This is a genomic window from Hydrogenophaga intermedia (assembly GCF_023715105.1).
In the GTDB taxonomy this organism is placed as follows: domain Bacteria; phylum Pseudomonadota; class Gammaproteobacteria; order Burkholderiales; family Burkholderiaceae_C; genus Hydrogenophaga; species Hydrogenophaga intermedia_A.
Window position 1 is genome coordinate 104,522 of the sequence record NZ_JAMBNO010000005.1, and the last position, 12,300, is coordinate 116,821.

At 68.5% G+C, this 12,300-nt stretch carries 11 protein-coding genes; 3 read left to right on the plus strand and 8 right to left on the minus strand.

Annotation, left to right across the window (positions count from 1 at the left end; translation table 11 throughout):
* The first annotated feature begins 12 nt into the window (after positions 1–12).
* Positions 13–2,076, plus strand: coding sequence for a M3 family metallopeptidase (locus M3149_RS06250; RefSeq protein WP_251708466.1), 2,064 nt, complete (start codon positions 13–15; stop codon positions 2,074–2,076).
* 32 nt (positions 2,077–2,108) lie between these two features.
* Positions 2,109–2,765, plus strand: a complete 657-nt coding sequence (locus M3149_RS06255) for a DUF4124 domain-containing protein (RefSeq protein ID WP_251708467.1) — start codon at positions 2,109–2,111, stop codon at positions 2,763–2,765.
* Between the two features lie 40 nt (positions 2,766–2,805).
* Here the strand turns inward: M3149_RS06255 and rpiA are convergent, their stop codons facing one another.
* Positions 2,806–3,483, minus strand: coding sequence for a ribose-5-phosphate isomerase RpiA (gene rpiA, locus M3149_RS06260; protein WP_251708468.1), 678 nt, complete (start codon positions 3,481–3,483; stop codon positions 2,806–2,808).
* A 41-nt stretch (positions 3,484–3,524) separates the two neighbouring features.
* Here rpiA and M3149_RS06265 point away from each other — a divergent pair, with 41 nt between their 5' ends.
* Entirely contained in the window at positions 3,525–4,607 is a 1,083-nt protein-coding gene (locus M3149_RS06265) for a quinone-dependent dihydroorotate dehydrogenase (protein ID WP_251708469.1), read from the plus strand.
* On the opposite strand, the gene M3149_RS06270 is transcribed toward M3149_RS06265, so the two are convergent.
* The 7 genes from M3149_RS06270 to prsT all read right to left on the minus strand — a co-directional run bounded on the left by M3149_RS06270 (position 4,597) and on the right by prsT (position 12,300).
* Entirely contained in the window at positions 4,597–5,715 is a 1,119-nt protein-coding gene (locus tag M3149_RS06270) for an NAD(P)/FAD-dependent oxidoreductase (RefSeq protein WP_251708470.1), read from the minus strand. The two genes, M3149_RS06265 and M3149_RS06270, sit on opposite strands and share 11 nt — an antisense overlap.
* On the minus strand, positions 5,712–6,476 hold the full coding sequence (locus tag M3149_RS06275; RefSeq protein ID WP_251708471.1) for a S1C family serine protease: 765 nt from the start codon (positions 6,474–6,476) through the stop codon (positions 5,712–5,714). The genes M3149_RS06270 and M3149_RS06275 overlap by 4 nt, the downstream gene beginning before the upstream one ends.
* On the minus strand, positions 6,473–7,576 hold the full coding sequence (locus tag M3149_RS06280) for a nucleotidyltransferase domain-containing protein (RefSeq protein WP_251708472.1): 1,104 nt from the start codon (positions 7,574–7,576) through the stop codon (positions 6,473–6,475). Before M3149_RS06280 ends, M3149_RS06275 begins: the two co-directional genes overlap by 4 nt.
* Complete coding sequence (locus M3149_RS06285) at positions 7,573–8,484, minus strand: HprK-related kinase A (RefSeq protein WP_251708473.1); 912 nt, start codon at positions 8,482–8,484, stop codon at positions 7,573–7,575. The genes M3149_RS06280 and M3149_RS06285 overlap by 4 nt, the downstream gene beginning before the upstream one ends.
* A complete protein-coding gene (locus tag M3149_RS06290) occupies positions 8,481–8,753 on the minus strand; it encodes an HPr-rel-A system PqqD family peptide chaperone (protein WP_251708474.1) in 273 nt (90 codons plus the stop codon). The genes M3149_RS06285 and M3149_RS06290 overlap by 4 nt, the downstream gene beginning before the upstream one ends.
* A 3-nt stretch (positions 8,754–8,756) precedes the next feature.
* Positions 8,757–9,374 (minus strand): hypothetical protein, encoded by a 618-nt coding sequence (locus M3149_RS06295; protein WP_251708475.1) that lies wholly within the window; start codon positions 9,372–9,374, stop codon positions 8,757–8,759.
* A 148-nt stretch (positions 9,375–9,522) separates the two neighbouring features.
* Positions 9,523–12,300, minus strand: coding sequence for an XrtA/PEP-CTERM system TPR-repeat protein PrsT (gene prsT / locus M3149_RS06300; RefSeq protein ID WP_251708476.1), 2,778 nt, complete (start codon positions 12,298–12,300; stop codon positions 9,523–9,525).

Here is a 12,300-nt window from a genome sequence, read left to right on the forward strand (position 1 = left end):
ATCTGAACCGCCATGAACGTTCGCACCGACCCCGCCCAGCTCAACCCCTTGCTCGACTTCACCGACCTGCCGCGCTTCGACGCGATCACGCCCGAGGCGGTGGAGCCGGCCATCGACGCCTTGCTGGACGAGGCCGACCGCGCCCTGCGACAGGCCACCGCAGCCGATTTCCCGGCCCAGTGGAGTGCCCTGGCCAGCACGCTGGACGTTGCCACCGAGCGGCTGTCGCGCGCCTGGGGTGCCGTGAGCCACCTCAACAGCGTGGTCGACACGCCGGCATTGCGCGCCGCGTACAACGCGGCCTTGCCCAAGGTCACCGAGTTCTGGACGCGGCTGGGCGCTGACGAACGCCTTTACGCGAAATACAAGGCCATGGACCCGGCCGCACTCACTGCGGAGCAGGCCCGGGCCCGCGAGAACGCCCTGCGCGGCTTCGTGCTGGGCGGCGCTGAATTGCAGGGCGAGGCCAAGGCGCGCTTTGCCGACATTCAGGAGCGGTCGGCCGCGCTGGCGCAGAAGTTCAGCGAGAACGCTCTCGATGCCACCGACGCCTTTTCCCTGTGCGTGCCCGCGGAAGAACTGGCCGGTGTGCCCGCGGACGTGGTGCAGGCCACGGCCGCAGCCGCCCGCGCTGACGGCCTGGAGGGCCACAAGCTCACGCTCAAGATGCCCGTGTACCTGCCGGTCATGCAGTTCGCGCACAGCAGCGCACTGCGTGAGCGCCTGTACCGGGCCTACGTCACGCGCGCCAGCGAGCAATCCGACAGGCCCGAATTCGACAACGCCGCCGTGATGGCCGAACTGCTGGCCTTGCGCCATGAAGAGGCGCGACTGCTCGGTCACCGCCACTTTGCCGACGTGTCGCTGGTGCCCAAGATGGCCGACTCGCCCGAGCAGGTGGTGGCCTTCCTGCGCGACCTTGCCACCAAGGCACGCCCTTTTGCCGAGCAGGACCTGGCCGACATGCGCAGCTTCGCCGCAAAGGAGCTCGGCATCGCGGAGCCGCAAGCCTGGGACTGGCCCTACATCGGCGAAAAGCTCAAGGAAGCGCGCTACGCCTTCAGCGAGCAGGAGGTCAAGCCCTACTTCACGGCGCCCAAGGTGCTGGGCGGCCTGTTCCACATCGTCGAGACCTTGTTCGAGGTGGCGATCCGCCGCGACAGCGCGCCCACCTGGCACCCCGGCGTGGAGTTCTACCGCATCGAGCGCGATGGTCGCCTGATCGGCCAGTTCTACCTCGACCCCGGTGCGCGCACCGGCAAGCGCGGTGGCGCCTGGATGGACGACGTGCGCGCCCGCTGGCGCCGGCCCGACAACGCAACGCTGCAGACCCCGGTGGCGCACCTGGTGTGCAACTTCGCCGACGGCGTGGGCGGCAAACCGGCCCTGCTGACGCACGACGACGTCATCACCCTCTTCCACGAATTCGGGCACGGGCTGCACCACATGCTGACGCAAGTGGACGAGCGCGACGTCTCCGGCATCAGCGGCGTCGAGTGGGACGCGGTGGAACTGCCCAGCCAGTTCATGGAGAACTTCTGCTGGGAATGGGAGGTGCTGCGCCACATGACCGCCCACGTGGACACGGGCGAGCCGCTGCCGCGCGCCCTGTTCGACAAGATGCTCGCGGCCAAGAACTTCCAGAGCGGCCTGCAAACCCTGCGCCAGGTGGAGTTCGCCCTGTTCGACATGCTGCTGCACAGCCAGCCCGAACCTCCGGCCGACGCTGCGGCCATCCTGGGCTTGCTCGATCGCGTGCGCGACGAAGTGGCGGTGCTCAAGCCACCGGCTTACAGCCGCACGCCCCACACCTTCAGCCACATCTTCGCGGGCGGCTACTCGGCCGGCTACTACAGCTACAAGTGGGCCGAGGTGCTCAGCGCCGACGCCTACGCCGCCTTCGAGGAGGCCGCGCAGCAAAACGGCCACAGCACACTGGACGTCGAAACCGGTCGTCGCTACCGTCGGTCGATTCTGGAAGCCGGCGGGAGCCGTCCTGCGATGGAATCCTTCGTGGCCTTCCGCGGCCGCGAGCCGTCCATCGACGCCCTGCTGCGTCACCAGGGCATGGCTTGATCGAACCCGCCTCTGCGCCGACAGGACCCTGCATGAACACCCGAACCGCACTCGTCATTGCCACCTTGAGCCTGGGCGCCGCACTGCCGGCGGCGGCCCAGGGCGTGTACCGCATCGTCGGCCCCGATGGGCGCGTCACGTTCTCCGACAACCCGCCGCCGGCCGCCAACGCCGCCCCTGCAACGCCCGCCGCCCGCGCCGCTGGTGCCGGTGGCACGGCCGGGGGCGCTGCCCTGCCGTTCGAGCTGCGTCAGGTGGTTTCGCGTTATCCGGTGTTGCTTTACACCGGCAATGACTGCGCGCCCTGCAACAGCGGGCGCAACCTGCTCAACGCGCGCGGCATCCCTTACAGCGAAAAGACCGTCACGACGCCCGAAGACATCGAGGCCCTCAAGCGCCTCGCGGGCGAAGCGTCCCTGCCTTTCCTGAGCATTGGCGCGCAGCGCCTGCGCGGTTTCTCCGACACCGAGTGGACGCAGTACCTCAATGCCGCCGGCTACCCGGCGCAGTCGGCGTTGCCTTCCAGCTACCGGCGCCCGGCGCCCAGCCCGTTGGTGGCCGTGACGCAGGCAACACCCGCCGGCGCAGCTTCACCCGCTGCGGCCAGCACCGACACCCAGGCCCCCACAGCGCCGGCCGAGGTGCCCGTGCAGCCACCCGCCAACAACCCGGCCGGCATCCGCTTCTGAAGCGAGGGCGCCCGTCGCAGGCGCCTGCACACGAGACGCCTCAGGCGCCGAATTCGAGCGTGCGCACGCCCGTCGCCGTGCCCAGCAGGCACACGCTGGCCTTCTGGTGGGCGAATACGCCCACGGTGACCACGCCGGGCCACTGATTCACCTCGCTCTCGAAGGCCAGCGGATCGGCGATCTTCAGGCCCGTGACGTCGACGATGTGCTGGCCGTTGTCGGTCACCAGTGGCACGCCGTCCTTCAGGCGCACGCGCGCCTGCCCGCCCATCGCGGCGAACTGGCGCATCACGCGCGCCGTGGCCATGGGAATCACCTCCACCGGCAGCGGGAACGCCCCGAGCGTCGTCACGAGCTTGGTTTCGTCGGCGATGCACACGAATCGGCGCGACTGCGCGGCAACGATCTTCTCGCGCGTGAGCGCCGCGCCACCGCCCTTGACCATGTGACCACGGCCGTCGATTTCGTCGGCACCGTCGATGTAGACGCCAATGGTCTCCACCGCGTTGGCTTCTAGGACGGGAATGCCGATGGCCTTCAGGCGCGCGGTCGACGCCTCGGAACTGGACACGGCGCCCGGCACCTGGTGCCTGATGGTGGACAGCGCCTCGATGAACTTGTTGACGGTGGAGCCGGTGCCCACGCCGACGATCTCGCCCGGGGTCACGTATTGCAGGGCGGCCTGCCCCACCAGGGCTTTGAGTTCGTCTTGGGTCATTTGCGACAATTGCCGGTTGCTTTGAAGCTGCGAATTATCCGATGTCACTCCTCCCCTACGGCGCCGCGCGCCCCTTCCTCTTCGGCATGGACCCGGAGGCCGCCCACGAGCTCACGTTGGGCACCATCGCGCGGGTGCAGCACTCGCCGCTGACCTGCCTGTACAGCCAGCCGCGCGTGAACGACCCGTTCACGCTGGCCGGCCTGCAGTTCGCGAACCGCGTGGGCCTGGCCGCCGGCCTGGACAAGAACGCCCGCTGTATCGACGGGCTGGCTGCGATGGGTTTCGGCTTTGTGGAGGTGGGAACCGTCACGCCCAAGGGCCAGCCGGGCAACCCCAAGCCGCGCATGTTCCGCCTGCCCGAACGCAACGCGCTCATCAACCGCCTGGGCTTCAACAACGACGGGCTCGACGCCTTCCTGACCAACGTGCAGCGCGCGCGGTTTCGCAACGAACGCAGCGCCGTGCCCATGCGCCTGGGCCTGAATATCGGCAAGAACGCGAGCACGCCGATCGAGCGCGCCACGGAGGACTACCTCACGTGCCTGGATGGCGTGTATCCGCACGCCGACTACGTCACCGTCAACATCTCCAGCCCCAACACGCAGAACCTGCGCAGCCTGCAGAGCGACGCCGCGCTCGACGCGCTGCTGGGCGCGGTGATGGAGCGGCGCGAGCAACTCGCACAGCGCCACGGCCGCGCCATCCCGGTGTTCGTGAAGATCGCGCCCGATCTCGATGACGCGCAGATCGGCGTGATCGCGGCCACCCTGCAGCGCCACGGTTGCGCCAGCGATGGTCAGTCCACGGGCGCGCTGGGCGTGATCGCCACCAACACCACGCTCTCGCGGGAGGCGGTGAAGGGCTTGCCGCACGCCGAGGAGGCCGGCGGCTTGTCGGGCGCGCCGGTGCTGCAGGCCAGCAACCGCGTGATCAGCGCGCTGCGCCAGGCCCTGGGCCCGGCCTTCCCCATCATCGGGGTGGGTGGTGTGCTGAGTGCGGCCGACGCGTTGAGCAAGATCGACGCCGGTGCTGACCTGGTGCAGATCTACACCGGCCTCATCTACCGCGGGCCGGCGCTGGTGTACGAATCGGCGCGGGCCATCGCCGGCCTCAGGAAGTAAGCACCGCGGCGACGTGTTCGCCGATCGCCAGGCAGCTCGTGAGTCCGGGCGATTCGATACCCAGCAGGTTCACCAGCCCCGGCAGGCCGTGCGCTGCCGGCCCCTGGATGAGGAAGTCGGCCGCGGGTTCGTCGGGCCCGTTGATCTTGGGACGGATGCCGGCGTAGCCCGGTTGCAGCGCGCCGTCGGGCAATGCGGGCCAGTAACGCCGCACCTCGGCGTAGAACGCCTCGCCACGCGCCGGGTCCACCTGCAGATCGGTCGGGTCGTCGACCCACTGCACGTCGGGCCCGAACTTGGCCTGACCACCCAGGTCGATCGTCAAGTGCACGCCCAGGCCGGCCAGGTGCTTGTCGGGTTCGGGTGCGGGGTAGATCAGGCGCGCGAACGGTGAACGCCCGGCCAGAGTGAAATAGTTGCCTTTGGCGTAGCGCGCCCTGGGCACCAGATTCGCCGGCAGGCCGTCGACAGACCGTGCCACGTCGCAGGCAGCCAGCCCGGCGGCGTTGACCACCGTGTCGGCCAGCAACTCGGTGCCGTCCTCCGCCAGGACGCGCCATTGCTCGCCATCGCGCGCGATGGTGCGTACCCCGCTGTGCAACGCGACCAATCCCCCTGCGTGTTCCAGGTCCCCCTGCAGCGCCAGCATCAGCGCGTGGCTGTCGACGATGCCGGTCGAGGGCGACCAGACCGCGCCCAGGCACGCCAGTGCTGGCTCCATCGCGCGCGCCGCATCGGCGCCGATCAACACCAGATCGTCCACCCCATTGGCCGCGGCGCGCGCCACGATGCCAGGCAAGGCACCGAGTTGAGAGGCCGTGTTGGCCACGATGAGTTTGCCGCAGCGCTGGTGCGCCACGCCGCGCTCCTGGGCGTAGGCGTAGAGCATGGCCTTGCCGCGCACGCACAGGCGCGCCTTGAGCGAACCCGCCGGGTAGTAGATCCCGGCGTGAATGACCTCGCTGTTGCGCGAACTGGTGCCCGTGCCGATGGCGGCCTCACGTTCGAGCACCAGCACCTCGCGGCCGGCGAGCGCCAGCGCGCGAGCAACCGCCAGACCGACGACGCCGGCACCGATCACCACGCAGTCGACACGCTCCGCGCTCAACGGTGGCGCTCCAGCAAAGCCTGCACATGGCGGGCCGGCACGGCATAAGTGATGCCCGACGGCTGGCTCAAGGCAGATTCCCGTCGGCCCTTGACCAACACCATGCTCACGACGCCCAACACCTCACCGTTGCCCGGGTTGAACAACGGGCCGCCACTGTTGCCGGGGTAGGCGGTGCCATCAAGCTGGAACAGGTTGAATGCGTCCTCGCGCAGCCCGCGGATCGCCTGCGGCTGCAGGCGCCCCGCCGTGGGGCTGGGCAGGTTGGCCGGGGTGATGCTGGAGACCATGGCGCGGTGGGTCACGGTCGAGTAACCCAGGGCGCCACCGATGGGAAAGCCCATGAACGCGACGTCCTCGCCCTCTCGCACGGCGTCCGAATTGCCGATCGTCATCGCAGGCATGGCCGCCCCTTCCTGAACCCGCAACAAGGCGAGGTCGCGCGGCGCGTCCTGGCCCACGAGGGTGGCCGCACGCATCTGCCAGCTGCTGCCCTGCCGCACCTGAATCACGAGAGCGGGCGCGTCACCCGACGCGGGCGGATCGGGCAGCACATGCAGGTTGGTGATGACCTGAAGACCGTCACCCACCACGAATCCGGTGCCGCGCATCTGAAAGCGAGGGCTGTCGGTGGCCTTGTAGGTGCCGACCAGCACCACCGACGGCTTGAGCCGTTCAATGACGGCAGGCAGATCGGCGCGCGCGGCGACAGGAACGAGGCAACCGGCCACGCAGGCCAGCAGACACAGTCGGCGGTTCATGCGGACTTCCTTTGACGAAACCAGGCACGGCCCGCCTTGCGCACCAGGTGGGGCACCAGGCGCCAGAGCGGCATGCGCTGCAGATGGCCACGAAGGTAAAGCATCGCGCGGGCCTGCGGTGACCAGATGTCGCTGGTCGACGCGTGCGGCGGGGCCAAGCCGCGCACGAACATCGCGTCCTGGCACCGTTGCCACGCGCCCACCGGCCGGGCCGGATCGGCCTGAGGCCAGCGGCGGCGAAGTTCGTCACCCACCGGCTGCTGAAGCAGCAAGACCATGTAACGCAGGGCCCAGGCCAGCGGCACTTGCAAGCCCAGCTCGTCGGCACGCGCCTGCAGGCGTGCCAGGAAGGTGGGGTCGTGCTGGAAGTCATCGAGCAGGGCAAAGATGTCGATCAGCCCGCGCAGGCCGCGTTCAAGTTCGCCTTCGAGGTAGAGGTGCAATGCGCTGTGCAACAGCAGGTCCACATCGGCGAGCGCGCGCACGGCGGCATCACCAGTAATGGGCTGGCTGGCGGCAAGCAGCTTTGCGGCGTCCGGGTGCCAGCGCGAGCTCAGGGGTGCGATGGCGTGATGCACGTCGAGCACGGTGCCCCGATGCACGTGCCGCAGGGGTGGCAACTCGTGCATCCAGCGGCGGTAATAGCGCTGGTCGTAGTCGTCACGGTGCGTGCTCACCCAGCCGCCGATCATCAGCGCACTTTCGACGTCGGCCAGCCGCTGCCTCGGCACGAGGATGTCGATGTCGGACACCAGCCTGCCCTGAGCCGCCGGCAGGTTCAACATGCTGTAGGCCGCGCCCTTGAGCAGCACCACGGGAACACCGATGGGCGCCAGGGCCGCCGCCACATGGGCCACCTCGTTGCGCAACTCGGTCGCCTGGCGCTGCGCCAGCTTCAACGCACCCACCAGGTGGCGCAACGGCTCGGCGGGCAGTTGCGCCAGCAAGCCAGCGCGCTCGGCACCGCCAGCCACGCGCGCCAGCAGGTCTGCGGTGCGGGCCTGTGGTACGGCGCGGTCCCACTGCGCGGGCGCCCATGCGGGCAAGGCCTGCGGCTGGAACATGGCGGTGCGCAGATCCGCAAACGCGAGCGGCTTCATGTGCGGGGGCCCAGTAGTCCGTCGAACCAGGCCAGGGCATCGTCGAGCTGGCTGTACCGCAGATCAAAGACACCGCAGGACTGCACCATATCGGCCATGGCGAGAAAGCCCTGGCGGCCATGGACGTGCTGGTTGAAGCTGTTGGAGGCCAGGGCGATCAGGGCGTCGCCCTTCGGGTGCGGCTGCACGCTCAAGGGCGCGCCGGCCTGGTACTGCGGGAACACGATCCAGGCGGCCTGCGCCGGGCGCGTGGCCGCAGCCACGCTCGCTGCCGAGGGCCGCAGGTGCGCGACGGTGCCCTTCTGGGTGTCGTGGGCCATCGGCCCCATCACCGCGTCGGCGCAGCGGCCGGCGATCAAGGCGATCGACTGGTTCTTCAGGCTGATGGCGCGCGGCGATGGCGTGAGCAGGCCGCTGGCAGGGTCGATCAGCGCCATCTCGTCGGACAACAGGCGCCAGCCGTGGTCCATCAATGCCGCGCACAGCGTGCTTTTCCCCGAGCCCGGCGGTGCGGGCATGAGCACGGCGCGGTCGTCGCGCGCCAGCACGGCCGAATGAACCAGCAGCCAGTGATGGCAGTGCGCCGTTACGCACCAGTTGAGACCCCATTCCAGAAAGGCAAAACCCTCGCCGGCGGCCAAGGGTGTGAAGGGCCGGTGGCCGTCGAGTTCGAAGCTGCAATGCCACCCGCTCCAGCTGGCGTTCACGCTCACATGAAAATCCGCAAAGCTGTTTGCGGGGTCGACGACCTCTCGCTCGGCGTAAAGGCGGCCAATCCCCTCGGCCACGATGGGCAGTCGGCTTTGAACGTGCACCACGAAGGGCGACAGGGCGAACCGCAGCCCGTCGTCCGCGAGTCGTCGCCGCAGTTCGGTGTCGCCGAGGTCAGCGAGTGTGCGTGGGCTCATTCGCTGCACACCAGCCAACCCAGCCGCTCGAAGGTGCGCAGCCATTCGCGCAGGAGTTGCGCGCACTCGTCATCCAGTGTTTCGCCAAACAGCGCGGCGCCGATCTCAGCCTCCGTTCTGGGCTGACCATCCAGGCACAGCATCAAGGCCTGGGCGGCGAGTGGCTCCAGGGCATGGAGATCACCGGGCCCCTCGTCGTACACCACGACCGCGTCGTCGTACGCACGCAGCACGAGAGCCTGCCAGCGAGGGCAGGTGCAGGTGAGCATCGATCAGATGGGAAGAAGCCCGTCGTAGACCGCTTCGAAGTAGCCCAGGGTGGTATGCAGGTTCCAGGAGGCACCGGCGAACGGGCTCCAGTTCATCCCTTTCGAGAGGGAGTTCCACAACTGGTTGCACTGCTGCTTGGACAGCAAGACGCGGTCGGGGTCGTTGCCCACGCTGTGCGCCGACAGCCAGGCTGCCGTGACGTGGCGAGCCAACTGCTCGTAGTGGTGATTGCCAAGGCTCTTGAGATTGAGCACGTCCTGCAACGAAAGCGTCGAGTAGAAGCCGTTCGACACATCGTCGAAGCCGACGGCCGTGAAGCGGGTCGACTTCTTGAAATCGGCATCGCCATTGTTCTTCCAGTACCCGTGCGACTTGCACGCGTAGTCCTTGCGGTATTCGCGGCCCCTGCTCACATGGAGCTTCGCAGCGGCGAGGGAAGCGAATGAAGAGGGGCGCACACAGTCGTAGTCCCCACCGGCGAGCACCGAGTTGCTCTTGAGCGCCGCCAGCACGGGCGCAGCGCTCACGCTGGCCCGCAGCAGACGGCGACGGCTGACGCCGTGCGCCTCACCCGATGCTTCGGGTACCGCGGGGTCTTGTGAATCGTGGCGTGGTGTCATGGCTAAGCTCCCCTCATCGACGGTCCGACCAGGGGTTTCATCGAATCAAGCAAGAAACCTGCCGTTGGCCGCAAAGCCTTGATTGTGCAGGGAAAGTCTGGGCGGATCACGGGTGTCTGGCCGGTAATTGTCAAATCTGTCGACACTTTCACAGCCCCTGGAGCAGCCGCTCCACCTCGGCCTGGCCGCCGAACTTGTCGCCCATGCCCTTGAGTTCCTCCAGCAGCGGCTTGGCGGCCGCCTTGTCCTCGGCGTTGAGGTAGATCTTTGCCAGGTTCAGCTTGAACAGCGGTGTACCCGGCTGAAGCGCCACCGCTTCCTTCTGGAGTTCGATCGCGCGCGCATGCTCCTTGCGTTCCGACAGCAACACGGCCAGCGTGTCGATGAAGGGCGCCTGCCGGGGCGCCGCCGCGTTGGCGCGTTCGGCCAGTGCCACCGCATCGCTGCGCCCCAGGCGTCCCGCCACCCACGCGAGGTTGTTCAGGGCCAGCGCGTTGTTGGGCTGCAGTGCGATCACGCGGTCGTAGTGCTTCTGGGCGTCCTGCAGCCGGTTGTTGGTCATGGCGCGGTCGCCCAGGTACATCAGCATCGCCGTGTCTCTGGGGTTGTCGCGCAACCACGCGGTGGACACGCGCTCGGCTTCGGCCGTCTTGCCGTCGAACGAGAGCACGCTGTGCAACTTGATGGCCAACTCGGGCGCCGGTGCCGCGCGCAGGCCGGCAGTGAAGGCGGTGGCGGCCTCGCCCCAGCGCCGTGCGCTCGCGTGTACGTCACCTTCCATCAGATAGCCGGCCGCTTCTTTCGGCCGCTGCTTCTGTACGTTCCTGGCGGTCTGCAGGGCCAGCGAAGGCTGGTTGTCCCGAACGGCCAACTCGACCAGGCTGCGCTGCGCGATCAACAGGTCGGGCTGCAATTGCAGCGCCTTGTTCAGGCTTTGAATCGCGGCCTTGTAATCCTGCTTGCTGGCGTGCACCGAGGCCGTCCGCAAATGCGGCAGGGGCTGGCCGGGCATCATGGTCTCCAGCTTGCCGAAGCTGGCCAGCGCCTGGTTCTGGTCCCCGGAAGCAACTTGCGCGCGCCCGAGGGCGTCCAGCAGCGAGGGCTCGTTGGGCAGGGCCGCCACCGCGTTCTGCGCTTCGGTCAGGGCCGACTTCGCATCGTTGCGGCGCAGGAAGTGATCGACCAGGGCCAGGCGGGGCATCCGGTCAGCCGGCGCGGCCTCGATGGCACGGCGCAACGTGGCCGCAACATCCTGCGGGCTCGCGCCATTGGCGTTCTGCAACTCGGCCTGGACGAGCAGCGCCTGCACGTTGGCGGGGTTCTTCTCGGCCACGGCCCGCACGCGCTGAAGGGCCTGCTCGGGTTTGCGCTCGTTCATGTCGAGCGCGGCCAGCGCGGCCGTGGACGCGAAGTAGGCGGGATCGATCGACAGTGCCTTCTCGAAGGCCCGCCGCGCACCCGCCATGTCCTGGCGCTGCAAGAGCGCTCGACCGCGCAGGTGCGCAGGCAGCGGATCGTTGGCGCGCTTCTTCTCCAGCGCGTCGATTGCCTTGAGCGCGTCGTCGACCTTGCGCAGGCGCAGGCTGGCGTTGATCAACGCCAGATCGGCCGTGATGCCGGTGTCGCTGTCGGCCAGTCGCTGCAGCGAAGCCAGGGCCTCACCGGTCTCACCGCCGGCAAGCTGGCTGATGGCCAGCGTGGTGCGTTTGGCGACATCGTTCGGATCGAGCTGGCTGGCCTTGGCAAGGTAACGCTGCGCTTCCTCAGGGTCGCCCTTGACCATGTAGGCCTGACCGGCCACCGCCAGCAGGCCCGCGTCATCGCTGTTCTTGAGCAGATCGGGCGGCAGCGCACCGATGGCGCGATCCACCTGTCCGGTGCGCAGGTAGGTGCTGACGAGCAATCGGCGCGCCAGCGGCAGTTGCGGCGAGAGTTGCACCGCCCGGGCCAGCATGGTCTCGGCCTGCACGCTGGCATTGTTGGCGAGTTCGATCGCGCCGCCCAGCTCAAGCGCGGCGGGGCTGTCCGGCGTCAGGCGCAACAGCTGCTGCATATGCTCGCGGGCCTTGGCGGGCTCGTTGCGCGACAACGCCATCTGGGCCTGCAGGTACAGCGTCTGCGGCGTACCGGGGTGCAGCTTGACCATCTCGGCAAGCTCTGCCAGCGCCGCATCGGTTTGCTGGTCTGCCATCAACGCGCGCACCGCGCCGGCGCGCGCGCGCGCATGACCCGACTCCAGCTTGAGCGCTTCACGGTAGGCGGCCAGGGCGGGCTTCGCCTCACGCTGGCGCATCAGCAGATCGCCCCGGAATTCATGGGCGTCGGCCAGTGTGGGCTGTTTCGCAAGCAAGCCATCGATCTGCGCCAGGGCGCCCGCCACATCGCCACGGGTCAACTTCGAGCGCGCCTGCTCCATCACGGCGGGGCCGTAGTCGGGCACCGCCTGCAAGGCCCGCGACAAGGCGCGATCACGCTCGCTTTCGCGCCCCTGCGATGCCCAGGCGCGGGCCACGATGGTCTGCAGATCGGCCTGCGCCTGCGGGTCGGACAGGCTCTTGTCCGCCAGGTCGCGCGTGACGTCGGCGGCGCGGCCGAGCAGCAACTGGCTGCGCGCCAGGGAAGGCAACACCTCTTCCGGTGGCACCCCCAGGTCCAGCGCCCGCTTGAGTTCGGTTTCCGCGCCCGCCGGATCACCGCTGAGCAACAAGGCCTGCCCCAGCATCGCCCGCGCCTCGGCACGGTCGGGGTCGGCCTGCAGCGCGTTCTTGATCTGGATGATGGCAGCCGGCACGTCGTTCTTGCCCATGTAATCGCGGGCCGACGCCAGCAGCGCGTTCGGATCCTCGCGGCCACAGGCGCCCACCAGCAACGCCACGGCAAGGGCCGTGGGTAACCATGTGCGTCGTGCGATTCTGGAGGTGTTCAT

Excerpts from the sequence above, each read along its gene's own strand:
- M3149_RS06250 (WP_251708466.1), top strand. The coding sequence starts at position 13 with ATGAACGTTCGCACCGACCCCGCCCAGCTCAACCCCTTGCTCGACTTC.
- M3149_RS06255 (WP_251708467.1), top strand. The coding sequence starts at position 2,109 with ATGAACACCCGAACCGCACTCGTCATTGCCACCTTGAGCCTGGGCGCC.
- rpiA (WP_251708468.1), bottom strand. The coding sequence starts at position 3,483 with ATGACCCAAGACGAACTCAAAGCCCTGGTGGGGCAGGCCGCCCTGCAA.
- M3149_RS06265 (WP_251708469.1), top strand. The coding sequence starts at position 3,525 with ATGTCACTCCTCCCCTACGGCGCCGCGCGCCCCTTCCTCTTCGGCATG.
- M3149_RS06275 (WP_251708471.1), bottom strand. The coding sequence starts at position 6,476 with ATGAACCGCCGACTGTGTCTGCTGGCCTGCGTGGCCGGTTGCCTCGTT.
- M3149_RS06280 (WP_251708472.1), bottom strand. The coding sequence starts at position 7,576 with ATGAAGCCGCTCGCGTTTGCGGATCTGCGCACCGCCATGTTCCAGCCG.
- M3149_RS06285 (WP_251708473.1), bottom strand. The coding sequence starts at position 8,484 with ATGAGCCCACGCACACTCGCTGACCTCGGCGACACCGAACTGCGGCGA.
- M3149_RS06290 (WP_251708474.1), bottom strand. The coding sequence starts at position 8,753 with ATGCTCACCTGCACCTGCCCTCGCTGGCAGGCTCTCGTGCTGCGTGCG.
- M3149_RS06295 (WP_251708475.1), bottom strand. The coding sequence starts at position 9,374 with ATGACACCACGCCACGATTCACAAGACCCCGCGGTACCCGAAGCATCG.
- prsT (WP_251708476.1), bottom strand. The coding sequence starts at position 12,300 with ATGAACACCTCCAGAATCGCACGACGCACATGGTTACCCACGGCCCTT.